Source organism: Phycisphaerae bacterium, assembly GCA_035275405.1.
Taxonomy (GTDB): domain Bacteria; phylum Planctomycetota; class Phycisphaerae; order UBA1845; family UTPLA1; genus DATEMU01.
In genome coordinates this window covers 684,729-708,937 of record DATEMU010000003.1, presented here as the reverse complement: position 1 = coordinate 708,937, position 24,209 = coordinate 684,729, and the positions used below count along the sequence as shown (strand labels likewise).

General features: G+C 60.4%; 16 protein-coding genes, 3 tRNA genes, 2 rRNA genes and 1 pseudogene. 10 read left to right on the top strand and 12 right to left on the bottom strand.

Annotated features, from left to right (window positions below; genetic code table 11):
• Nucleotides 1–2: 2 nt before the first annotated feature.
• The 5 genes from VJZ71_04895 to VJZ71_04875 form a co-directional block, all read right to left on the bottom strand.
• On the bottom strand, nucleotides 3–1,676 hold the full coding sequence (locus VJZ71_04895) for a PKD domain-containing protein (protein HKQ47384.1): 1,674 nt from the start codon (nucleotides 1,674–1,676) through the stop codon (nucleotides 3–5).
• Between the two features lie 698 nt (nucleotides 1,677–2,374).
• Nucleotides 2,375–2,482 (bottom strand): 5S ribosomal RNA (rrf, locus tag VJZ71_04890).
• A gap of 191 nt (nucleotides 2,483–2,673) precedes the next feature.
• Nucleotides 2,674–5,584, bottom strand: a 23S ribosomal RNA gene (locus VJZ71_04885).
• Nucleotides 5,585–5,922: 338 nt separating this feature from the next.
• Nucleotides 5,923–5,995 (bottom strand) — tRNA-Ala (locus tag VJZ71_04880).
• A gap of 199 nt (nucleotides 5,996–6,194) precedes the next feature.
• A tRNA-Ile gene (locus tag VJZ71_04875) sits at nucleotides 6,195–6,268 on the bottom strand.
• Nucleotides 6,269–6,821: 553 nt separating this feature from the next.
• Here VJZ71_04875 and VJZ71_04870 point away from each other — a divergent pair.
• The 5 genes and pseudogenes from VJZ71_04870 (at nucleotide 6,822) to VJZ71_04850 (ending at nucleotide 10,514) form a co-directional block, all read left to right on the top strand.
• A complete protein-coding gene (locus VJZ71_04870) occupies nucleotides 6,822–7,007 on the top strand; it encodes a hypothetical protein (protein HKQ47383.1) in 186 nt (61 codons plus the stop codon).
• 71 nt (nucleotides 7,008–7,078) lie between these two features.
• Nucleotides 7,079–7,999 (top strand): orotidine-5'-phosphate decarboxylase, encoded by a 921-nt coding sequence (pyrF, locus tag VJZ71_04865; protein HKQ47382.1) that lies wholly within the window; start codon nucleotides 7,079–7,081, stop codon nucleotides 7,997–7,999.
• Between the two features lie 264 nt (nucleotides 8,000–8,263).
• Nucleotides 8,264–8,683, top strand: a pseudogene (locus VJZ71_04860) (peptidylprolyl isomerase).
• 120 nt (nucleotides 8,684–8,803) lie between these two features.
• Nucleotides 8,804–9,232, top strand: a complete 429-nt coding sequence (locus VJZ71_04855) for an FKBP-type peptidyl-prolyl cis-trans isomerase (GenBank protein ID HKQ47381.1) — start codon at nucleotides 8,804–8,806, stop codon at nucleotides 9,230–9,232.
• Nucleotides 9,233–9,260: 28 nt separating this feature from the next.
• Nucleotides 9,261–10,514 (top strand): putative sugar nucleotidyl transferase, encoded by a 1,254-nt coding sequence (locus VJZ71_04850; protein ID HKQ47380.1) that lies wholly within the window; start codon nucleotides 9,261–9,263, stop codon nucleotides 10,512–10,514.
• Nucleotides 10,515–10,517: 3 nt separating this feature from the next.
• Here the strand turns inward: VJZ71_04850 and VJZ71_04845 are convergent, their stop codons facing one another.
• On the bottom strand, nucleotides 10,518–11,000 hold the full coding sequence (locus tag VJZ71_04845) for a DinB family protein (protein HKQ47379.1): 483 nt from the start codon (nucleotides 10,998–11,000) through the stop codon (nucleotides 10,518–10,520).
• An 83-nt stretch (nucleotides 11,001–11,083) separates the two neighbouring features.
• On the opposite strand from VJZ71_04845, the gene VJZ71_04840 reads away from it, so the two are divergent.
• Together VJZ71_04840 and VJZ71_04835 are read left to right on the top strand one after the other, a co-directional pair.
• Nucleotides 11,084–11,353 (top strand): hypothetical protein, encoded by a 270-nt coding sequence (locus tag VJZ71_04840; protein ID HKQ47378.1) that lies wholly within the window; start codon nucleotides 11,084–11,086, stop codon nucleotides 11,351–11,353.
• A complete protein-coding gene (locus tag VJZ71_04835) occupies nucleotides 11,350–11,733 on the top strand; it encodes a clan AA aspartic protease (protein ID HKQ47377.1) in 384 nt (127 codons plus the stop codon). The genes VJZ71_04840 and VJZ71_04835 overlap by 4 nt, the downstream gene beginning before the upstream one ends.
• Before the next feature lie 2 nt (nucleotides 11,734–11,735).
• Here VJZ71_04835 and VJZ71_04830 read toward each other — a convergent pair whose 3' ends face one another.
• The 3 genes from VJZ71_04830 to VJZ71_04820 all read right to left on the bottom strand — a co-directional run bounded on the left by VJZ71_04830 (nucleotide 11,736) and on the right by VJZ71_04820 (nucleotide 16,824).
• Entirely contained in the window at nucleotides 11,736–12,956 is a 1,221-nt protein-coding gene (locus VJZ71_04830; protein ID HKQ47376.1) for a homogentisate 1,2-dioxygenase, read from the bottom strand.
• Between the two features lie 93 nt (nucleotides 12,957–13,049).
• Entirely contained in the window at nucleotides 13,050–15,002 is a 1,953-nt protein-coding gene (gene asnB / locus VJZ71_04825) for an asparagine synthase (glutamine-hydrolyzing) (GenBank protein ID HKQ47375.1), read from the bottom strand.
• A 148-nt stretch (nucleotides 15,003–15,150) separates the two neighbouring features.
• Complete coding sequence (locus VJZ71_04820) at nucleotides 15,151–16,824, bottom strand: right-handed parallel beta-helix repeat-containing protein (GenBank protein HKQ47374.1); 1,674 nt, start codon at nucleotides 16,822–16,824, stop codon at nucleotides 15,151–15,153.
• 233 nt (nucleotides 16,825–17,057) lie between these two features.
• Here VJZ71_04820 and proC point away from each other — a divergent pair, with 233 nt between their 5' ends.
• Nucleotides 17,058–17,882: a pyrroline-5-carboxylate reductase gene (gene proC / locus VJZ71_04815; protein HKQ47373.1), complete on the top strand. Its 825-nt coding sequence runs from the start codon at nucleotides 17,058–17,060 to the stop codon at nucleotides 17,880–17,882.
• Nucleotides 17,883–17,992: 110 nt separating this feature from the next.
• Here proC and VJZ71_04810 read toward each other — a convergent pair whose 3' ends face one another.
• The 3 genes from VJZ71_04810 to VJZ71_04800 all read right to left on the bottom strand — a co-directional run bounded on the left by VJZ71_04810 (nucleotide 17,993) and on the right by VJZ71_04800 (nucleotide 21,715).
• Nucleotides 17,993–19,222, bottom strand: a complete 1,230-nt coding sequence (locus VJZ71_04810; protein HKQ47372.1) for a CofH family radical SAM protein — start codon at nucleotides 19,220–19,222, stop codon at nucleotides 17,993–17,995.
• Nucleotides 19,223–19,305: 83 nt separating this feature from the next.
• Nucleotides 19,306–19,379, bottom strand: a tRNA-Arg gene (locus tag VJZ71_04805).
• A gap of 653 nt (nucleotides 19,380–20,032) precedes the next feature.
• Nucleotides 20,033–21,715: a hypothetical protein gene (locus tag VJZ71_04800; protein ID HKQ47371.1), complete on the bottom strand. Its 1,683-nt coding sequence runs from the start codon at nucleotides 21,713–21,715 to the stop codon at nucleotides 20,033–20,035.
• Between the two features lie 143 nt (nucleotides 21,716–21,858).
• On the opposite strand from VJZ71_04800, the gene VJZ71_04795 reads away from it, so the two are divergent.
• Both VJZ71_04795 and VJZ71_04790 read left to right on the top strand, forming a co-directional pair.
• Nucleotides 21,859–22,305 carry a hypothetical protein gene (locus tag VJZ71_04795; protein ID HKQ47370.1) on the top strand — a complete coding sequence of 149 codons (447 nt, stop codon included), beginning with the start codon at nucleotides 21,859–21,861 and terminating at the stop codon, nucleotides 22,303–22,305.
• Entirely contained in the window at nucleotides 22,302–24,194 is a 1,893-nt protein-coding gene (locus tag VJZ71_04790) for a hypothetical protein (GenBank protein ID HKQ47369.1), read from the top strand. Before VJZ71_04795 ends, VJZ71_04790 begins: the two co-directional genes overlap by 4 nt.
• Nucleotides 24,195–24,209: the final 15 nt, after the last annotated feature.

Sequence of the window (24,209 nt, the reverse complement as noted above, 5' to 3'; positions counted from 1 at the left end):
TGTCATTCCCGCTCCGCCCGGATCAGCACGATATCCGTGACCGGCTGCTCGCCGTCCAGCGGGACCGCCGCCATCGCATCCACCACGTCCATGCCCTCGATCACGTTGGCGAAGACCGTGAAGCCCCCGTTCTGGTTGTCCAGGTTCTCGGAGTTGTCGTCCAGATTGAAGAAGAAGCCGCTCGTCGCGGAGTTGGGGTTGTTGGGCAGCTTGGCATACGCCACCGTCCCGCGGATGTTGCTTCGCGTCGGGCTGAATTCGTTCTGAATCGGCGGCCGCACGGGCGTCTGCGGGGAGCCGTCCGGCAGCTCGCTGCCGCCCTGGACCACGAAGTCCGGGATGACGCGATGGAAGATCGTTCCGTTGTAGAAATCGTCCGTCACATATTCAAGGAAGTTCGCCGTCGAGATCGGCGCATCCTCGACCAGATCGAGCACGATGTCGCCCATGCTCGTGACCAGGCGGACGCGGTCCGGCGTCACCACGCGGAAGCCCGCGATGCGCGTCGCGGAGGAGTTGTCCGGGTTGATCACGATCACGTCGTAGTCGCCCAACGGCGCGGCGCTCAGGTCGAAATCCGCCCGGAGCGTCGTAGGGCTGACGAACTCGACGCTCGTCCCATTGATCGGCGTCGCACCCTGGCGCAACAGCACCGTCGCGCCGCTCTGGAAGTTCTCGCCGTCCAGCACCGCGTCCACCACGTTCGACCCTACGATGCCTACGTCCGGCGCTACCGATCGAACAAACGGCTCGCTTCCGACGACGTCCACCACCTGACTGGCGGAGTCCATTGCCCCGAATTCATCCGTCACCGTCAGGACGACCGTGTAGTCGCCCGGCTCGGCGTAGGTGTGCGATATTACTGCACCGAATGCCTCGTCGCTGTCGTCGCCGAAATCCCAACTGAATTCCGTTAACGGGCCGTCCGCGTCGCTGCTGCCGGTCCCGTCGAAATTCACCCGGAGCGCGTTCGTCGCGTCGATTGAAAACGTAAATTGCGCCTCCGGCAATGAATTCGCCAGGACGGTACGTGTGGTCGTCCCTTCGCCGCCCCGATCGTCCGTCACCGTCAGACGGACGACGAAGCGTCCGCTGTTCTCGTACGTGTGTTCGACGTCGATTCCCTCGCCGGTGGTGCCGTCGCCAAAGTCCCACTCGAACAATTCGATCGTCCCATCCGGATCGCGACTGCCCAGCGCGCTGAACCGCCGCGCCAGCGAAACGGTCTGGCCGAGATCGTCGAAGACCTCCTGCACGGTAAAGTCCGCAATCGGCAACTCGTTCGGACCGGTGACATCGACTGGAAGAGAGCCCACGCCGATTTGCTCCGGGCCGGTGCCGGCGGCCAGATCGGGCGGGCCGAACAAGTGGACGATCACCTGAAAAGTCCCATTGGATGAGAACGTGTGCGAGACGATGCGCCCTTGAGAGACCGGCAGGCCCGCCTGCATCGATCCGTCGCCGAATTCCCAGTTGATGCTCCGTGTTTCCGGATAATCGCTGAGGTCGACCTCAAAACTCCTCACGAAGGTGTCTTGCGTGGATCCAAAAGGAATGATGACCGGCGGTGGCCGCAGCGAAGCCACCAGGCCATCCCCGCCCGGACATCCGCCCATGGTCATGCCCGTGAATACGGACAGACTCCCCAACTTGATTGCTAAGGCAAATCGCTTCATTGTTACGGCCCCCTCGCGTCAGCCCCACAAGTCGAATAGTCGGCGCATCCCCCCGCAAGAGATGGCGTGTGTGTATCACCATTCTATGCCTTGACTTGGCGAACTGTCTTGTCACCGCTAGCGAGAAGGCCAATCCGCGTCCTCAAAAACGGGGCCTCAGAATGCTCTGGGGCTTGTCCGCGAATAGCGGCTTCTTCACCCGTCAGTGGTTGGTTTTTCTTGGGCACAATTTCCCCAACCTGAGAGACCAAAATGGGCGATTGTGCCCAAGTGCCATGAGCGGAGTGTTAACGCGAAGCTGGTTTGCGTGGACACCTATCGTCGTAACATTATTTCTTACCAGATTTTATCGCATTCGTTCGAGCCCCGGCATCTGCTTGAGGCAGGCATGGCACGCCATTTGCTAATAGGAATCTCGCGGCTGGCACCCCCAAGAGAAAAAAGTGCCGGAGGCCGCTGGAGGACGAAACGGACCACTAACGGTTGCCAACGATCGGCAGCCGAATCAAACGTGCCAGGCCCAGAAATGGGTCGGTTGTGTAAGGGGCGAGTCCGAGTGCGAGGCGGGCTCGCCCCGTTTATTTTTACGCAGCGAGCCCCGGCCTGTCTGGACGGAACCGCGGAACCCTCCCTGGCTGGGATGCGCATTCAGTAAAAAAGGCGAGGGCCGGTCATCTTGCGACGACCGGCCCTCAAAAAACTGGCACTGACCTACTCTCGCCCGCTTGGACTACCATCGGCCCCAAGGACTTCACTTCTGAGTTCGGAAAGGGATCAGGTGTTTCCCCTTGGGTAACGGCACCAGCACAGCCGGGCGGGGCCTGTCGGTCCCGCACGGCACAGTCCTGAAGCAGCCCTCGTCGCCGTGACGAATCGTTGAGCGATCCGTACGCACGAACGGGGCTACCAGTATATTGTGAATAGAGTGGACAGTGACGGCTGAATCGCAGGATCCCGCCGACGTAGACTTGTTGATTCGGATCAGCGAATCATAAATGTGATCAAGCAATCGACCATTAGTACCGGTCAGCTTAAGCCATCTCTGGCCTTACACATCCGGCCTATCGACCTCGTGGTCTACGAGGGGTCTCTCGTCTCCGAAGAGACATCCAAACCTCATCTTCGGGGGGGCTTCACGCTTAGATGCTTTCAGCGTTTATCCTTTCGCGACTTGGCTACCCAGCGCTGCCCTTAGCAGGACAACTGGTGCACTAGAGGTCGCTACAATCCAATCCTCTCGTACTAAGATTGTCTCCCGTCAAGTTTGGTGCGCCCACGACAGATAGGGACCGACCTGGCTCACGCCGGTCTGAACCCAGCTCGCGTACCGCTTTAATCGGCGAACAGCCGAACCCTTGGGACCGCCTTCAGCCCCAGGATGCGATGGGCCGACATCGAGGTGCCAAACCTCCACGCCGCTATGGACGCTCGGTGGAGATCAGCCTGTTATCCCCGGAGTACCTTTTGTCCGATGAGCGATAGCCCTTCCACACGGGACTACCGGATCACTAGGGCCTGCTTTCGCATCTGCTCGTTTTGTATAACTTGCAGTTAAGCCGGCTTGTACCCTTGCGCTCTATGCACGATTGCCAACCGTGCTGAGCCGACCATTGCACTCCTCCGGTACTTTTTAGGAGGAGACCGCCCCAGTCAAACTGCCCACCTAGCATTGTCCCCTGCCCGGATTCACGGGTCAGGGTGAGGAGACGAATAATACAAGGGTGGTATTTCAACGATGGCTCCCCAGCGGCCGAAACCGCTGGATCAAAGCCTCCCACCTATCCTACGCATGCAGTAACCGGCTCCAATACCAGGCTACAGTGAAGGTTCACGGGGTCTTTCCGTCTTGCCGCGGGTATGTGGTATCTTCACCACAAGTCCTATTTCACCGAGTCGGTTCTTGAGACAGTGCAGCAGTCGTTTCGCCATTCATGCGCGTCGGAACTTACCCGACAAGGAACTTCGCTACCTTAGGACCCTCATAGTTAGGGCCGCCGTTTACGGGTGCTTCGGTCGCCAGCTTCAGGGGCGAACCCCTTGACCGCCTTCCTTAACATTCCCGCACCGAGCAGGCGTCAGTCTCTATACATCCTCTTGCGAGTTAGCAGAGACCTGTGTTTTTGATAAACAGTCGCCACTGCCGTTTCTCTGCGCCCTCTGCCTGTATTGCTACAAAGCAGGAGGGACCCCTTCTCCCGGAGTTACGGGGTGAATTTGCCTAGTTCCTTAAGAACCGTTCTCTCGAGCGCCTGAGGATACTCTCCTCGCCTACCTGTGTCAGTTTTAGTACGGTTTCGCACGATAAATCCCACGCGCTTTTCTCGGTTCCTTCTATGCACACTTCAGCAACAAATCGGCCTCGCCCTCTCGGGCACCCTCGAACCTCATCGTGGGCTGTACCTCAAAGAAACGCACGCGTGGATAGGTCGTACAAAGGGCAGGAATATTAACCTGCTGTCCATCGGCTACGCCTTTCGGCCTCGCCTTAGGGTCCGCCTAACCCTGGGCGGATCTACCTTCCCCAGGAAACCTTAGGCTTACGGCGAGAGGGATTTTCACCCTCTTTCTCGTTACTCAAACCGGCATACTCACTTGATAGGCCCTCCAGCGCTCCTCACGGTACGCCTCGTATCTGCCTATCAACGCTCCCCTACCCCGTAGTGTCACCGAAGTGACACCACAGCCGCAGCTTCGGTTTACATCTTAGTCCCGTTCATTATCGGTGCCGGATTTCTCGACGGGTAAGCTATTACGCACTTTTTAAATGGTGGCTGCTTCTAAGCCAACATCCCCGCTGTCTTCGAAACCCAACTTCCTTATGCACTCAGATGTAATTCGGGACCTTAGCTGACGGTCTGGGTTGTTTCCCTTTTGACCACGGACATTATCACCCGTAGTCTTTCTCCTGGGATAGTCGTCGCGGTATTCGGAGTTTGATTGGAGACGGTAGTCTGGTGGACCCCGCGATCCATTCAGTAGCTCTACCCCCGCGACGTAGTGGCCCAAGACATGCCCTAAAGCATTTTCGGGGAGAACCAGCTATCTCTGCGTTTGATTAGACTTTTACTCCTCCCCACAGGTCATGCCAGAACTTTTCAACGTTCACGGCTTCGAACCTCCGCGCCCGGTTAGGAGCGCTTCATTCTGCCCATGGGTAGATCACGCAGTTTCGGGTCTACCCCCTGCGACTCATTCGCCCGTTTCAGACTCGCTTTCGCTACGGCTCCACCGCGAAGCGGTTTAGCCTTGCCACAGAGGAGTAACTCGCCGGTCCATTATGCAAAAGGTACGCCATCGACCGTGACCCTCCGAAGAGAGCCATAGGTCTTTGACTGCTTGTAAATGCATGGTTTCAGGTTCTTTGAACTCCGCTTATTGCGGTTCTTTTCACCTTTCAGTCGCCATACTTGTTCACTATCGGTCGTCCAGGAGTACTTAGCCTTGGAGGGTGGGCCCCCCGGCTTCACGCGGAGTTTCACGACATCCGCGCTACTCTGGGAATCCTCTCAAAGGAGGGCTTCGATCGTTGCGTACGGGACTATCACCCTGTGTCGTCGGCCTTTCCAAGCCGTTCTGCTGATCGTGCCTTTGTAACTCCTCGAGGCCCCGCAACCCCAGTCCGAAGACTGGTTTGGGCTATATCCGCCTTCGCTCGCCGCTACTGACGGAGTCTCGGTTGATTTCCTTTCCTCCAGGTACTGAGATGTTTCAGTTCCCTGGGTTGACTCCGACACGCTATTCATTCACGTGCCGGTCACACCGCTATTTCAGCGATGTGGGGTTTCCCCATTCAGAGATCTCCGGATCAATGCTTGTTTGACAGCTCCCCGGAGCTTATCGCAGCCTACCACGTCTTTCATCGTCTCTGGACGCCTAGGCATCCACCATGCACCCTTACGAGCTTGACCACATTTATGAATCGCTGCCGTTGGGAGAACCTAAAGTCTGCCCTCGCTTTCGCAAAGCCATCCTTCAAGTACTTTGGACGTCATCCATCCACTGTTTTGGCCAAGTCGCCGTCGGCGCTCCATCCTTCCAACCGTTGCTCCAGGCCTTGCGGACTTGAGCAACTTCGAAAAGACGGAGTTGGTAATTGGATCTTGTGATTCAGTACATCACATATCCACTCTATTCAATTGTCAAAGAGCACGCTCTTTCGAACCCTTTCGGGCTCGTTGGAGACTGGAAACTGGAGAGTAGCGCCTCGCCGCCCTACTTTCCAGTTTCAAGTCTCACTTTTTCGATCTGGAGCCGACCGGGATCGAACCGGCAACCCCTAGCTTGCAAAGCTAGTGCTCTCCCAATTGAGCTACGGCCCCGCTTCGCGGCGCCGGGCAACCGACGTTCTCGTCCGGCTCCCAAGGACTCCTCGGCCGAGTCACGCTCAGCCGCAGCCTTTCGGTCCTCACCCTCCGCTCTTTACTCGGAGGATGATCAGGAGCAAGGCGGCGACTCCAAACAACGCCCACTCGCCCCAGTTCACGATTCCACCTTTCGCCCTGGCCAACCCTTCGTCACTGGGCCCGACAAGATTCGAACTTGTGACCTCGTCCTTATCAGGGACGCGCTCTAACCAACTGAGCTACGAGCCCCTCGGGTCCATCAGGTTACGATCATGCCGAGTCGGCCTTGCGTTCCTTTCGTATCCAAACCACCCCGAAAAATCGGGAGGAAAAAAAACCACCGGCGACTGCGGTGGCGTTCGGAAGACTCCGATGACCAACATCGGCCGTCACGCCGACGATTCCAATCCGCTTTTTGCGCCGTTTCTATCCAACAAGTCGCCTCACGGTTTCCGCCCGAAAGTGTAGCCACCCTCGGAAGGCTTAACAACTTGCAGCCCAGCAATGTAATCGTCCAGAATCCGGTGTCAAGGCCGAAGACATGTCGTTTTTTGCCTTCCCTCTCCGATTTTCCATAACTCCTAGTCCCTGCTAAAGATAGAGATTATTAGTTCTCCGCCACATCGGTGATACCCATTCCGGATTCGACGAGGATTGGCCGAGGCCCAAGTCTACTGCCAAGCCAACGCCCTCAACAAATCTACCAGCCTCCTCTATAATGGCTCCCCGCGTCTTCGAGCGCGAATTTGCGAGACCAACAATTTTTTACGAGCGCCGCCCGGCGGCGCGGAGTTCGACAATCATGCGGAAGACCAAGGAAATCAAACGCAAACGAGAACTCGCTGCGATCGAGTTCAAAAAAGGCAACAAGACCGAGGCCTACAAAATGTGGGCCGATGCGAAGAAAGAACTCGACGGGCTTCGTGGTCGCAAACAACCGGCGGCGGCCGCCCCCGCAGCGCCCGCGACCGAAACAGCCCCGGCCTAGTTCCCGTGCACGCGGTACCTTGTGGGGCGGGCCTTCTGCGCCGCACCATACCGCAACGAGTCTCCGCGGACATGTCCGACGCTTACGCCGATCGCCTCTGGGATGCTGTCCAACGCAAGGCCGCTCCGGCGGCTATCGCGCTCGATCCGGTCTTTCAAAACCTCCCCGCCGAATTCTCAAGTTCTCCGGTGGCCGAACGGGAGTCAATCAGCCGCTTTTGTCGAGAGATCCTCGCGATCATCGCGCCCCTCGTGCCGGTAGTGAAGATCAATTCGGCCTACTTCGAAAAGTATGGTGGCCAGGGCGTCGGCGATTATTATCAACTCGTCGCGGATGCTTCGCGAAAAGGTCTCCTGGTCATCGGCGACGTGAAGCGCGGCGATGTCGGCCACACAGCGGAGATGTACGCCGCCGCGCATCTCGACGGGTCGAAGGCACCTCATCCATCAGAGGGCGCCGTCCCGGACGCGGTCACGGTCAGTGGGTATTTCGGCCTGGACGGCGTAAAGCCGTTCATCGACCTGGCGAACGCGCAGGGCCGGGGCCTTTTCGTACTCGTCCGCACATCGAACCCCTCTGCCGCGGTCATTCAAGACGCGGAGCTAAATGACGGCCGCAAAGTCCACGAACTCATGGCTGCGGAGGTCGCGCTCTGGGCGCGAGATTCAGCGACGACCCGCCCCAACGGCTACAGCAGCGTCGGCGCCGTCGTTGCCACGCGAAACGCGGGCGATGCCGCCAGGCTCCGCGCACTCCTGCCCCAATCCTGGCTGCTCGTGCCGGGATATGGCGCGCAGGGCGGCCGCGCCGAGGACTTCATTCCTTATTTCAAGCCCGACAGCAGCGGCGCACTCATTGCTGCCGGTCGATCGGTGATTTTCGCACACCAGTCTCCAGGCTATCGCGATCGGTTCGGCGACGACTGGCGGGCATGCGTGGAGCAGGCCTGCAAGGACTTTGTCGCCGACCTCCGGCGTGTCGTGCCCGGATGACAGAAGCCTGGCTTCCCTCCTGTTTGACAGTACTCCCGGGCTTCCCTACGATGCCTGAAACCACCGGCAGAATGGAGTCCGGAGGCGTGAAACCCCATTAACAATTTCGAGGATTACCTCATGACGACCCAACTGGCACCACTCTGGTCAATTACCGCACTCGTGGCGACATCGCTGCTGACCAACGTCGCGTTCGCCCAAGACCCCGGAAAAGGCGCTCCCGGCGACGCCAAGCCCAAGATTCCCGATCGAGTTTACGTCAAAATGACGACGACGATGGGCGACATCATTTTGGAACTCGATCAGCAACGCGCGCCAGAGACGGTCCAGAACTTTCTCTCCTATGCCGACAGTGGGTTCTACGAGGGCACGATGTTTCATCGCGTCATCAAAAATTTCATGATCCAGGGCGGCGGATTCACTCCGGAACCGAAACTCAAGGAGACGAAGCCGCCCATTCGCAACGAGGCCAACAACGGTTTAAAAAACGTTCCCGGCAGCATTGCCATGGCCCGTCGGCCCGATCCTCATTCCGCCACCAGCCAGTTTTTCATCAACGTCGAAGACAACACCATGAAACTCGATCACAAGGCCCAGGACGCGCGCGGCTGGGGATACTGCGTTTTCGGCAAGGTCGTCGGTGGAATGGATACGGTGGAGAAAATCCGTAACACTCCGGTGGAATCGAACCCCCAGACGACCGGGGGAGAAGTCGCCTCCCCGGTAACGCCGATTCTCATTCAAAAAGTATCAAGGCTTAACCCGGACGAGATCAAACCATATCTGGCGGCAGAGGAGAAACGAATGGCGGATGAACGCAAGCGGCAAGACAGTGCAAAAGCGAATGCGACCGAAGGGGCCAAGGCCATCGTTGCCGGCCGAGGTGGAGATGTTTCAAAAGGCGTCACCACGTCGTCGGGCCTGTGGTATGTGGACGTGACGCCCGGCGAGGGCCCATCTCCTATGCCGTCCGATCGAGTGAAAGTGCATTACACCGGCTGGTTGACGGACGGGACCAAGTTTGATTCCTCCGTGGATCGCGGCCAGCAAATCAGTTTTGGACTCAACCAGGTCATCAAGGGTTGGACAGAAGGCGTCGGGTCCATGAAAGTGGGCGGCAAGCGCCTCCTCATCATCCCTCCGGATTTGGCGTACGGCCCTGGCGGCCGTCCCGGCATCCCGCCGAATTCAACCCTCGTCTTTGAGGTCGAGCTCTTCGGCATCAACCAATAGACCGCCGGAGATCCCGGAGATCGCGCGAATGCAGCTACTGATCTTCGAGGACGACGGCTACAGGAATCTCCTTCCGCTCGTCTACTCCCGCGCGACGTTCAATCTGCGCTGTGGCTTTGACAATCTCCTGGCGAAGATCGAAGCGGCCGTGGGGCTGACCGCCGACGCCCTTTTCGTCCGCAAGGGCCTCGCCCGCGTTATCGCCGAGCGTCAGACCCGCCGCGTCAATCAGCCCTCCACCAGCGACGATCAACTCTGGGTAAACGGTCGCCTGCTGCTTCGCAAAGGGCTTGACTTGACCAGGGACTGCGTCATCTGGCGCGGCGATGCCGTGGCGGCGGCGAGGCTCTCCCGAACCCTCGCATGTAAGCTCACTCCGGAAGTACTCCTCGATCGATCACGGCTGCGTGAATTACTCACCCAATGCCAAGCTGTCGAGCTTTCCGAAGAGACCGGAATGCTCATCGACTACCCCTGGCAGATCGTCCACGAAAACGCCGCCGAGATCATCCGCCAGTCGCGCGACCGGCAATTCACTCTTGCGGGCACCGTCTCGCCAGGCGCGCATCTAATCTCCAACAATCCTATCCACATAGGCTCCGGATCCGTGGTTAAGCCTGGAGCTGTCCTGGACGCCGAGCACGGGCCTATCTACGTCGGCGAAAAAGTGACCATCCAACCCACCGCGGTCATCCAGGGCCCCTGCTACATCGGCGACGGTTGCACGATCCAGCCCGGCGCCTCCATCCGCGCGGGGTGCAGCATCGGCATGGTCTGCAAAGTCGGCGGCGAAGTGGAGAGCACGATCTTCCACGGCTACTCGAACAAACAGCACGACGGATTCATCGGCCACAGCTACGTCGGCGAGTGGGTCAACCTCGGAGCGGACACCGTCGGCAGCGACCTGAAGAACACCTACGGCCCGGTTCGCGTCCCGATCAACGGAGTTCCCATCGACAGCGGCCAGGCCTTCGTCGGCGCGTTCATCGGCGACCACACCAAGACCGCGATCCGCACCGCCCTGCCCACCGGCTGCGTGATCGGCTACGCGTGTAACCTCGCGGTCGGCGGCTACGTCCCGCAATTCGTCCCGAGCTTCACATGGCTGACCGATAAGGGGGCGGCCGCGAACGACCCCGCCAAGGCACTCGACGTGGCCCGAAAGGTCGTCGCCCGCCGGAATCGAACGTACTCGCCAGCGGAAGAGGCGTTTTTCCTATCAATCCCGGAAGATGCGCACCGGCATGAGGCGGCTTCACCGTCCGGAGCCGCGACTCCGTAACAATCAGACTCCTGCTTCGCTGCGCATCCGCTTGAGAAGCTGAATCTGTCCCGTGTGATAGATGTCGTGCAGCGCGATCCCGCGGATGAGATACCCCTTGGTCAATTTGCTGCCGCTCACACGTTCGTTAAGCTGCCGCTCGGACAGCCCCGCGACGGCATCGCGAAGCTGCGCGTGTTGATGCTCCAGCAAGATGACATGTTCGCGCCATGCCATTTTCGACGAGGGCCTGGGAACATCGAACCAATTGCTGCCCTTGAGCGGAAACGAGCCGCGCTTTTCCCCCGTTAGCCGTCGACGCACGGTGTATTTCCAATACGCCGTGTGCAGCACATGGTCCCAAACGCACTTTCGCTGCGGACCCGGCCGCCACGCCGCCTCCTTCGCCGTCATCCCCCGGATCGACCCGCGCAGGTTCGTCCCGTGCCAGGACTTTTTTGAAAACGCCTCCTCAAGTAGTGATACATGATCAGGAACAGAGGGCATCGCAACTCCCATTTTTTCCTTGCGCAATCGGATTGAATTATTCGCTGGTGCAAACTACTATACGTTCAGGAGTCTTTCCCGTCATGGCTGCTCGCGACCTTAATCCCGATGAGATTACGATACGCGGTCAACGCCTATTCAATGAGAAGATCAACCCATCGCTGGGTCCGAAGGACGGCGGGAAGTTTGTTGTGATCAACGTCGATACGGGCGATTTTGAGATCGACAAGGACGACCTCGCGGCGTCAAAACGAGCCAAGTCGCGATTTCCAGGATCACCGCTTTTCGTGGTTCGCGTCGGCGCGCCGGCGGCCTATCGATTAGGGGGACGATTCCAGGTCACTCAACGATGATCCGTGGTGTGATTTCTCAGGATCGAGAAATTGTCGTTTCAATCCTCGTTCACGGCCCGCGCGAAGGATCAGTTTCCTTGCCAGCGGCGATCGATACGGGATTCAACGGTTATCTGACCCTGCCGCCGAACGCCATCAACGCCCTGGAGCTACCTTACCACAGTCAAGCAACCGCCACTCTCGGTGATGGAAGCGTCGTTTCCCTCCGGCGGTTTGAAGGAAGCGTAGATTGGCACGGTCAACGACGTGAGGCCATGATTCTGGAAGCCGAGGGCGGACCATTAATTGGCGTATCACTTCTTTACGGCTCAAGGTTGATCATCGATTTCGCCGACGACGGTCAAGTCGTAATAGAACCGCTCGATACTATTCCTCCATAAATCTATCGCGCCCCCGGAACGTCCACGCCCCCGCCTTCCTTGCTCACCCACGTCAGGTGATAGTCCTTGTCCTCCACCTCATGGGCCGCCGTCGTCAATCGGAGTTGCTTGTAAGTGTCGCACATCACCGCCAGCTCGCTCGTCCGGTCGGTGCCGATGCTCTTCTCATACGTCCCCGGATGCGGGCCGTGCGGAACTCCCGCCGGGTGCAGGCTGATCGAGCCGCTGTCGATGCCTCGCCGGCTCGTAAAGTTCCCGTCCACGTAAAAGAGAATTTCATCCATGTGAACGCTGGCGTGACCATACGGGCAGGGAATCGACTTGACGCCATTGCGGTCGTAATAGTCCACTTTGCGGGGAACGAAGCTGCACACCACGAACTCATTGCCAGCGAACGTCACGTGGATCGTCGGCGGCAGGTGGATCGTGCTCGTCTTCGGCTGGTAGTCGTGAATGTTGAAGGCCACGGGATAGACCGTGCCGTCCCAACCGACGACCTCGAAGGGAAAGTGCTGGTGGATATGGATGGTCAGCGTGTCCTCCTTCTTGACGACGAGCTTGAACGGCCCGGCCCCGTGAGCCTCTTTGTTGTGTTGAAGCAGCTCGGTGGGCGCGCGGAAGTCCCGATGGGTGTAGGGAGCATACATCGTGATCTGGCCGTGCCGGTTGCGCCACTCCTTGGGGACGTCGATAAAGCCGCGACCCTCGAAGACGAAGAACTCGGGATTGGCCCCTTCCCAGTGAATCCGGTACGGCGTCGACCGCGGGATGATGACGTAATCCCGCTCCTTAAACGGAAGCACGCCGAAGAGCGTCTCAAACCGCCCGCTGCCCTTGTAGACAAAATATAACTCATCGCCGTCGCCGTTGGAAAAAAACCGCAGGCTCCTCTCCGTCGGCTTCACCATGCTCATCTGCACATCGCTGTTGAACAGTAGCACCCGCCGGGCATCCAGAAAGTCGCCGTGTAGTTTGAGGTCCTGCGTCTTGATGTGCCGACGGTGGAGCGGCTGTTCGCTAAGCGGCTCGAAGGGACAAAAGCCGGAGATCGCGATCCTTTCGACGGCGTTCTCATCCGTCGGCGGCGTACGGTAGTACAGAATTGAAAACGGCCCCTCGAAGCCTTCGCGCGTGTGACAATGCTCCATGAGTAGCTTGCCCTCTTCGTAAAAGGCGGTGTGCGGCTTGGGCGGCAGCTTGCCGAGGCTGTGGTATTGGATCATGGACGCGACCTCCTCAATCCTTGTTCAAAAACATTATACGGGCGCAGCCCCGAATCGGGGGACGCGCCGGTATCGCATCCTGGCGAATCACGCCTACTCCTGGGTTTTCGTCGTCCCGGCAAGCTCTGGTACCGCCGGTTGCCCTCGACCGGCGGCCTCGCTACGGATTCGCCCCACGCGGCGATCCCATCCCGCCAATTGCAGGCAAGCCCAGATCAAGTCGGCGGAGTTCCTCCGCCCGCTGATGTGATCGTCGAGCATCCGGCGAAGCTCTTCCGCATCCAGCCACTCGTGCAGACGACCGCGTGACGAGACCAACTCATCATGCGCCCAGTCGCGAAGAGGGCCCCGCAACCAGTGAACCAGCGGAACGCCAAAGCCCTTCTTGGGCCGATCCCACAGTTCTCGAGGCACCATCGTACCCAGCAAAGCTTTCAACAAGTGCTTCTTGCGCCCACCCCCCTTCTTGAACGACATCGGAATCGACGCGGCGAGTTCGACGACCTTGTGATCCAGGATCGGCACACGGGCCTCCAACGCCACCGACATGCTGGCACGATCCACCTTCGTCAGGATATCGTCCACCATGTAGCACAATGCATCGGTCGCACCCGTCACGAGATCGGTATCGCGATCGCCCAGGCGCCCGATCACTCGTCGGGCGATTTCCACCCGGTGGCCATCCGCGGCCTGGTGACGATGCAAGCGCGGATATAGCCAGGGCTTCCAGACAATCGGCCCCTGAAAAAAGTCGGCGAGGCCGTCAAAGCCCACGATGTTTCCGATCCGCCGGATTTGATCGTGTCCAAAAAGTCGCAGCACGCCGCCCACTCCGGCACGAATAGATCGGGGGACATGCCGGGCGCGCTCGAACCAGCGCAGCGACTTCGACCCGTAGGACTCGTATCCCCAGAAGAGTTCGTCGCCCCCGTCGCCGGACAGCGCGACCGTTACGTGCCGCCGCGTCAGTCGCGACAGTTCGAGCGTTGGGATGTTGGACGGATCGGCGAAGGGCTCGTCGTAATGATCCGCCGCCGTTCGGGCAGTCTGGAGAACGTTGTCCTCGGTCAAATAGAACTCGACGTGCTCGGTCCCCAGGTGTTCGGCGATGCGCTTGGCCATCGGGGCTTCGTCCCACTGCGGAACGCTGAACCCGATGGTAAATGTACGGACAGCCCCGGCGTGTACCTGGCGCATGAGGGCGACGATGAGCGACGAATCGATGCCGCCGCTCAGGAAAGCCCCCAGCGGCACATCGCTGATCAGGCGTAGCCGGACGGCTTGAGACAGGCGTTCGCGAAGCGCCTCGAGAACCTCGCCCTCATCTCTGAAGCTCGAGGGGGCCGCGTAATAATCCAACGCGTCCCAGTAACTGCGGATACGAGGCTGCGGCGATTTCAAATCGAGTTGCAGCATGTGCCCGGCGGGTAGCTTTTTGACGTTCTTGAAGATGCTCAGAGGGTGCGGGATATAGCCGGCGAGTAAAAACTCCCGTACGGCCTCCTGGTCGACCTCCAACTGAAGCGACGGCAGCGCCGCCAGGGCCGTGACTTCGGAAGCAAAGGCGAAGAACGAGCCATCCCAGTAATAGTAGAGCGGCTTGATCCCCAGCCGGTCGCGCACCAGGACGAGCCGACCCCGCGCCGGATCCCAGAGCGCGATCGCGAACATCCCGCGAAACGATTCCATGAACCGCTCGGGATCATCGTCGTAGGCGGCAAGGATGACCTCGGTATCACACTCCGTGGTAAAGCGAAACCCCTTGGCCTCCAACCCCGTTCGGATCTCGCGGAAGTTGTAGATCTCGCCATTGAACACAACGACGCACCCGGAGCGCGGGCTGATCATCGGTTGGTGCCCCGCCGGCGAGAGATCCAAAATACTCAGCCGCGTCTGGCCGAGGGACATTCGCACATCGCCAAAGGAGGTGTGCCACGCCCCGCGATCGTCCGGCCCGCGATGATCGATCTGCGCCAGGGCTTGATCGAAGACGCGCGGGGGCTCGTGGGGGCCGGTAAACGTAATTTTTCCAAGAATTCCGCACATCTTGAATCAGAGTTGGGATCGACTCCTTTTCTCCATCCTTTTTTCTCTACGCGGTTTCGGGCTCGCCAGTTCGCCAGCGGAACGAGTCCGCACCATTCTATCGCCTTGGGGGAAGATCATCGCCGGGCCTGAATTTCCCGAACGAGATTCATCGTGGTCGCGCCGGCCGCGTCGTCGCCTGACCCGGCCGCTCGCCGTTGAAATCCCACGGCCCCCACTCGGTCATGAGGATGTGCTCCTTAGCAGGCTTGGCACCTCGAAGCGGCGCCCAAACCACCTCGCGACATTCAAGAAGTTCATTTAGTACGTTCGGCCGCACGGATAACTTGTTCGAATCAACCACATCTTTCAAACCTGTGCACGGCCCCAAACCAAAATAACCCCTTTCTATCGCGGCCAGAGCATCCTCTTCAGATCGTGCAGGACTGGTATTTTCGATAGGCCCAACGACTTTCACGCCTTCTTGAAAGAAATTGCTTCGCGCGACGAAGGCAGTCGAGTTCGAACCATTGATGGTGCCTTGATCGACAACCTGGCCCGCGAACTCGTTTATGCTAGCCTGGTTCTTCAAAACAACCGGTTCCTCGCACGCTTCGACCCTGTTTCCGGCGAGGACGAGTTCCTGCGATCCGTCACCGAGAATCCCCATTTTGCACTCCTTAATCCGGTTGAACTCAACACTCTCCCTTCGCGATTGACAACCCTGTTTTTCGCAATAAGGACTCTTCATAAGGTTTTGATCATCGTCATACCATAGGCAAATTCCTGACGGACAATTCTTGATCTCATTTGCGATTATTCGATTGCCCTGACCATGCTCGATCGCAATACCTGTCTTCGACCGTTCAATCTGATTCTGCAAGATAAACGAATTTCGTGAATAACCGGCCCAGATGCCGTAATGACACTCATTCAGTATGTTCTCGATGAACATGTTCTGGTCGGAAAAAGTAGCCTCGATTCCATTGGCGATCGCGTACGAAAAATCGTTCGCGATCACAAGATTCCGGTTGCAGCCCCCCTCCCCCGTCTTGTTCACCGTCTCGTTGCCCGCGTAGAGAAAAAACCCGTCTCCACCGTGCGTCGCATGGTTGTAGGCGAAGACATTGTCCGAGCACTGCTCGTACACGAGGATGCCCGTCGAATCCTGACCGCGGGCATAGACGCCGTGCGAGTAGCCGCGGACGCAGTAGTCGAACCGGTTGCCGATCACCTTGCAGCGATTCGACCGCCACATCGCCAGCCCCCAACCGGACATGAAGGACATGTCGTTGGCGACGACCGTCGCATCGTTGCAACGGACGAGGCAGATCCCGTTCTGACCGTTCCGCGCCCGGCAGTTCTTCACCGTCGCCCCGTCGCAGCGAAGCAGGTAAATCCCCGCCCCGTACCGCAGCCACTCGTTCTTGTCGTTCTCGTGGCCGTAGAGCCAATCGGACTCGTCCTCCTTCTCCGGCGTGCTCTTGAGCCGCTGGCGGTAGTTGTTCGATACGTCGCAATTCTCGATCGTCAGTCCCGGTGAATCCTCGGCGTAGATGGCGACCTTGAAGCCGCTTATTGCGCCGTTCTTGACGGTAACGTTCTTGGCATTGCGGATCACAACGGCACGACCGAAGCGCTCATCGGGAGGCGCAACATAGCCTTTATTGAGCACAATAGCGCGGCCGATTCGTTGATCGGGACGGAGATGATGGCTCACCGCCGCCATGGCTGTCTCGGCAAAGTCGAGCGTTATTCCATCCGTCTCGACGATGAGAGTACCTTCCTCGAACGCCTCGGCCTTGATCGTGCGGGCACCGTAAAACGCTGTGTCCGTGGTCAAACAAGTAGGCGACGAAAAGGAATAATGCTGTTGCCTTTGCCTGCAGCCCGTGAAAAAAGGAAATGCAAGAAATAAGACAAGGCCCGCAATCGCCGCCATTCGCCGGGCAGAGCCCGCCCTACTTTCGCTATTCGCTATTCGCCATTCGCTATTCAAGCAGCCCCGCATGGCATCCGATCCTCTCAGCAAAACCCCGATTATACGATAGACTTTCGTTACAGAGGATTCGTCCCATGTCCCATCACCCCTACGCACTCGGCATCGTCGGCACCGGCCACATCGCCGCCGTTATCGTCGGCCGCCTGATTGAAAGCGGCTACCTTGCCGCCGACCGCATAATCGTCTCGCCGTCCAAGAAGCTCGCCGCCCATCCGCTCGGCACGGCCGTCGCGCAGGACAACACACAAGTCGTCCGCGAGGCGGGCATGGTCATGCTCTCGGTCACGCCGCAGCGCTTCGCCGAGGCCGCCGAGAGCATTCGCGGCGTCGCCTCCACGGATCACCTGTTCATCAGCCTCATGGCGGGCGTTCCGACGCAGCGCGTCGCCCAATCGCTCGGCGGCTCGATGCGCGTCATCCGCGCGATGCCCAATCTGCCATTCGGCCTGGGCCGGGGCGTGACCGGCCTGTTCCGCGGCGAGCACGCCGACTTGGAAGACCTCGAGGAGGTCAAACACCTCTTCAACGCCGGTGGCGTATCCGTCGAGGTCGAGCGCGAAGTATTGATGGATGCCGTCACCGCCGTCGCCGGCTCCGGTCCCGCTTACTTCTATTACTTCGTCGAAATGATGATGGCCGGGGGCATCGCCGCCGGGCTCAAGCGCGAAGACGCTCAGATCCTCGCCGCCCATGCCTGTGTCGGCGCGGGGGCGATGCTGCTCGAAAAGGGCGCGTCGCCCGCCGAACTCCGCGAGGCCGTCACCAGTCCCGGCGGCACGACCCAGGCGGCCATGAACAAGCTCCGCGAGTGCCAGGTCTCCGAGCACGTCACGGAGGCGGTCCTCGCCGCGTTCAGGCGCAGCCAAGAACTCGGCCGTATCGCCGCGGGAGAAACGTAGCGTCCGCCGTCTCGGCGGACGTCGAGTGGGAGGGTGCTCTCAATCCGAACCCTGGCCAGTTGGGGATGATTGCCAAGTGTTCATTCCAACGGCCCCCGAGACGGGGGCCGCTACTCAAGCCGCCAATCCGCCCCTTCGCGAACGACCGTACGATACAACGTGTCCCGCTCGACCGGTCGCCGACCGGCCTCGCGGATAAGCCGCTGCATCCGCTCGACGGTCATTTCCTGATGCGTGTTGCCCGCCCCGCCCTCGCGCTTGGTGATGTCATAAAAGACCACGGTACCGTCGAGGTCGTCGACGCCCCAATTCAAGGCGACCTGGGCCAGTTTCGCTGACTGCATGATCCAGAACGCCTTGATGTGCGGAAAGTTGTCCAGCATCAGGCGGCTGATGGCCATGGTCTTGAGGTCGTCCAGCCCCGTCGGTCCCGGCAAGTTCGAAAGCTCGCTGCCCTCGGGAATGAACGATAGCGGGATGAAACAGTTGAACGCCGCCCGACGGCTCGCGAGCGATTCGTCCTGATGCTCGCGGAGTTTGATCATGTGTCGGACGCGCTCTTCGCTCCGCTCGACGTGGCCGTAGAGCATCGTCGCGTTGGTGTACATCCCGATCTCGTGGGCGACGCGATGCACATCGAACCAGCCCTCCTCGCCGACCTTGTTCTTGTACGCTTCGTCGTGGACGCGATCGTCAAAAATCTCCGCGCCCCCGCCCGGCAGGCTCCCCAGCCCCGCGTCGCGCAATGCTTCGAGCACTTCCCGGATGCTCATCCGCGGCTTGGTGATCCGGGTAAAGTGGATGATCTCAATGGCCGTGAATGCCTTGATGTGCATTCGGGGGCACGCCGCGCGGAGCGCCCGGCACATCTCGACGTAGTACGAAAACGGCAGTTTGGGATGCAGACCGCCGACGATGTGGACCTCCGTCGCGCCCGCCCGATAGGCCTCGCTCGCTTGCGCGACAATTTGATCGACATTCCACTCATAGGCATCGCCGGACGCGTCACCGGCCATGGGCAACGACAATCCGCCGTGCTCCCCCATCGTCGTGACGACGGGTGATCGCGAAAGAACTCCGTTCGTCGGATAGGGCCGATAGAACGAACAGAACTTGCAACGCAGGACGCAGAGGTTTGAATAATTGATGTGCCGGTTGACGTTGTAATAGGCCGCGTCGCCGTGCAGCCGTTCGCGAACAAGGTTGGCCAGCCGGCCGATCTCGTGAATGTCGCGTGAGGCGAAAAGGGCGACGCCGTCCTCGAAGGAGAGCCGCTGCCCCGCCTCCACTCTCTCCGCGATGGAATTCAGCTCGGATCGTGAATTGATAGGCGCGATCATGTCAGGCGTGATTCTAATCCCCGCAACGTGCCCGCGCATTTTCGCCTTCGCGGCTTTCGGACTTTCATCAGGATTGGGAAAAACGACCCCGAGACGATTCGAACGTCCGACCTCGGCCTTCGCAGGGCCGCGCTCTATCCAGCTGAGCTACGGGGTCTCGACCTTCCGGGGGCGGGCCGCCGTACGTGGCCTCCCCCGTCACCCGTCCTTTTCTTGCCCACGACGAGCTTCCGCCCGGCGCAAGACCTGTTTGCAAGGATTGGTGCGTGCTGAGGGCAGTCTAGGCCCCTTTTGGGGGGTGTCAATCGGACTCCTCAACCGATTGTGGCATTTCATGGGCCTTCCAAGACCCATGCAAGGCTATTGCAGAGGAAAGGGGCGAACCCCCAAGGGGGGGAGACCGTACCAGTCGGGTGGTTATCGGCATCAGGATTTTCCTAACCCCTTCGCCGAGTCCCATAATAGGGGCCTGTGAAAAGTGGATGGTAGGGGTTGTAGCGATTAGAGAATTTTGTCGATAAAGAGAATACAGCTTGGAGCGTGCTATAATTGAGTGAATCGCACTGCGAAACGCAGACGGCTTTAGGAGGCATACCGCGATTTCCCGCCTTTTTGGCGGATTAGCTTTTGGCTTCTTTCCCCTCCGGAAAGCACCGGGATTGCCCTTGAGGCGCCTGGTGCTTTCTTTTTTTGAGCCCTGTCAAGAAAAATCCTGCATTTGGGGGGGATTTTTTTGGTGCCCAGCAAACGGGAGGCTACTTAGCCCACTGGGGTAACCCCGTAGCCGATTTGGAATTCACAACCCCCGGCCTATTTCCCAATCCGGGGAAGCTCGCGCCGTCCCGAGACCAGGTCGGCAAAAATCGCGATCATGCTCGCAGGCGGCGCTTCCACAGCCGCTTGCTGAAGATTCTTGAGCCCTTCGTCGGGCAAACCAGAATAGAGCTCAATGTAGCCGAGGAGAAATCTCATTTCGACATTGTCGCCGGTCGCGAGCTTGGCTTCCAGATCGGCTCGGCGAATGTCAAAGATGTCGTGCTGCCCCACGATTCCCGGCAAGTCAATGCGAAACGCGGCGATCTGCGGAAACCGACGGATCCCCTGCTCGAGCGAGTGAACCGCCGACCGGTAGTCGCCCGCCGCGATCAGCGCATGGCCCCGCGCCAGCTGCGGCAAGGGGTTCACCGGATCGACCGTTGCGGCCAGATCAAAGTGCCGCGCCGCCGCGTAATAGCGCCCGGCTCGTAGATCGGCCTCTCCGGCGGCCATGTATTGATTCAATCGATCCTGATACTTGCCGGCGAAACTTCGCAGCGGATCGTCCACCACATCTTTGGCCCACTTCGCCGCCGTCGCGAGGTTTCGCAATCCCTCGCTCGGCTTTCGCACCAATTCTCTTCCGCGCGGCGCATCGGGCGGCGACGGCGGCGCATTCGGATCGGCGGGCGCGCTCACGTCAAAACCCAAGTCCCGCGCACCGAATCGCTGGGCCAACTCCACCGCGCTGTACAAATCCGCGAACCGATCGTCGCCCAGGTTTTCCGGAGTGGGGATCTCGTCCGACGGAGGCTCCATCAGCGGTGGACGAATGCCCGATTCCACGGGCCGATTCATCAGCCCGTCGTCGGACGGGGGAGGGATTTCCGCAGTATCCGTATCCACGCGCGGTTGAGCCCGTGGATTAAGGCCGTCGAATTCGCCTTCGTCCGTCCTTTCATCCTCGCCTTGCGTTTGGTTCTCCCATGGCAGGGTCAGGTCTCTCGAGGCGCGTCCCCGGTCACTCTGCACTCCGGTCGACACGGCAGTGGGCAGGGGCGTCCCGAAAATCGATGAACCGACCGCCGACCCATAGGGCGATAACGTAAGGCCCGCCCTGCCATCCTCCAGTGGCACGATCGTCTGCTGCGTCATGCCCGCTCCGGGGATCGCCGGCACGATGCCGACGCGCCGATCCTCCACGGGGCGAATCAGCGATTGAAGTTCCTGGTTGGCCGGCGCTTGGACGGCTGACTCCGGTGGGGGTGTATACGGCGTGATCAACCGGGCCGAACCCGGCGCATTCAGGCCCTGGCGAATCTGGCCGGCATCCGGAACGGTCTCCTCCCGGCCGAAGTAAAAGCTCGGCGACAGCGTGCGGTTCCCCTCGACTTCCGGAAGCCCGACGCTTCGGGCCGTGAAACTCGAAAGGCCCGCCGACGGCAGCGAATCGCGAAACAGATTCGACTGGGTAATCGGCGAATCGCCATGAAACCCGGCCAACCCCGTCACATTTCCCGTGATGATGGCGTTCGACATGGCGCCGGGGTTGGTCATTACCGGCCGCGATAGGTTGTACCGACCCATCCCGACGCCCGGATTTTTGTCCAACGCCGTACCGGCGGTTTCTGACATTCCGCGATTGACCCGATGATCGATCTGGCCCCGGGCACCCTCGACGTGGACGAGGAGCATCGCGGGTACGACAAGCGAACCAAGCCATCGGGACGATGTCATGCCTGCGCTCCGGGTCGAACGGCGAGGCCGAAAAGACAAGATAAGCATATTATAGCCATCGACCCGTGTCTGTGTTGGACGTAAGCTCGCGGTCGCGCGGGCTTTGCCTCTGCATCAGAAGAGCCCATCATCGGCCCTCGAAAATGAAGTCCCTCACCGTTCAATACTCGTGGGCCGGTCTCCTATTACTGGCGATTGCCGCCAACGGACCGGCACACGCCCAGACCGCGCCCGGGCCGGGTCCGCAATCATCGCCTTCCATCGAGCAGGATCTGCTCACGCGTCTGAAGGGCCAACCGATCGGTCAGGGAACGTTGGAGTCCCTCGACGTTCCCGAAGTGTTTCTCCGGCGCGTGGCGGATCGCATCATCCGCATGGACTACCAAAAGCGATATCGAATGGTCCTCCGAGGCGATGCCGCCCCCAGCGAACCGGCGGGCGATTCCGGAAAAACCAGCGCGACCGGATCCTCTCCGACATCCTCCTCGGCACCGGTGCGGAGACGCACCGTGTTCGGCATCGCGGGCGGGGGCTTGATCCTCGTGATCGCGCTTGTCGCCCGGCGACGCCGCAGAGAGGGGCGCACGTGATTCAGCGCCGCCACATTGTCGTCGCCGCACTGGGTGTAATCACCTGCGCCACGACCTCTACCGCCGCGTTCGCACAGGTCGTCGACGCGCCGCCGACGGTCCACGTCATCCGTGTCGAGCCCGTGGAGCCGTGGGAGTCCTACCGCCTTTCCTTCAGCGCGGGGCCGCCGCTGCTGCGCGGGTTTCGGTTTCCATCGCTCGACCATCCCCAGGATCTCTGGCCCGTTCGACCGCCGTCGCCGGACGCCCCCGAACCGCTGCGCCGCGCGACGGACATCGTCACGCAACGCCTCGCCACCGACGGCCTGCTCGCCACGCTCGCACACGTCATCGAATCGCTCGGCCCGGACCACTTCGTCATCGACGGCAAGCTTCCCACGCTGCGATCGGTCGGCCTGCCCGTCGATTGGCTGGGGTACTTTCAACTGGACGGTGCTTCACTCGACGGCGACGGAATCGTCCGCGAAATCGCCCGACGATTGGCGACCGCCGAAAACGGCGAGTCACTCAACCGCCACCTGGAGGCATTCCGCTTCGCCTTTCAACCCTCCCGGGCCGGCTTCCGACTGTCCCCCGAATCCGGCGAGACGCCCATCGTCCGCCTCCGCCTGCAATCCCCGACGGCCGACTATCTCCGCGGTCCCGGCGACGGCAGCGCCCTCGACATCATCCGCCAACTTATCGCCGCCTGGCCGGATGGCGACTTCACCCTCAGCGTCGAGGAAAAGGACCGCGCGGCCATCATCGAGAAGGCCAGGTCCTGGCCCCTCACCCGCCGCCGCCAATTGACGCTTGTCGCTTCCCCCTGGCCGATTGAACAGTGGGCCCAGGACAACGCCAAGCCCGGTCACCCCCCCAACGCCGACGGCAAAGCAACCCCCGCCCTGCTGATCCCGCGCTACGCCAATCGCGGCGAGGAGCGCACCGTTCTCGATCCCGACGCCTCCCTCGCGATCCGCTCGCTCTCCAAGGCCGGAATCTCGCTCGTCGCCTCCCCCCTTATCTTCCAGGGCGGCAATCTCCTCCCCGTTCGCAACCCCGCCGATGGAAAGACCCTCCTCCTCATCGGCGAGGCCGAGATCTATCGCAACACCGCCCTCGGCCTGTCCCGCGAACAGGTCCTCGAGGCCTTTCGCATCGAATGCGGCGTCGACCGCTGCCTCGCCCTGCCGGCCGTCTCTTTCCACCTTGACTTCGAACTGTCCATCCGCGCCCACGACGGCCGCCTCGTGGCCTTCGTCAACGACGAGATCGCCGCCGCCCGCATCATCCTCGCCATCGGCGCCGACATCCTCGCCCGCCGCGGCACGATCGACGCCGACACGCTCCGCCAGGTCGAGGGCGCCCTCGCCTCCGAAAATGACCGCCGCGTCGTCGAACTCCTCTCCGGCCCCTCTAATCGCCTCGCCAACCAGGACGGCTATTTTCCCGCCGACGTCGCCGCCGCCTTTGCCACCGGTCCTGCCGACCACGGCACGGCCAACTTTCAGCGCTACCTTCTGGCCCTCGACATCCTCGCCAGCGTTGCCGCCACGCCCGACGACCTGCCTCCCGACGCGCTCACCCGCGCTTACATCATCGCCCTCCAGCGCCGCCGCGCTGACCGCGCCGCGCTTCATCGCCAGCTCGCCGATCTCGGCTGGCGCGTCGCCCCCGTCCCCAGCCTTGCGGACGAGGATCGCAGCATCAATTATCTCAACGGGTTTCACGAGCCGGACCGATATGTCATGCCCGCCTGGGGCGGTCTCTACGCCCCGCTGGACGCCGCCGCAGCAAAAGCCGTCCGCGACGCCCTCGGCGGCAGCGTCGAGGTCACGCCGATCCTCTCCGCCGACAGCCAGCGCCGCCTCGGGGCCATCCACTGCACGGCGTCCGCCTGGACCAAGTAGCGTCCGCCGTCTCGG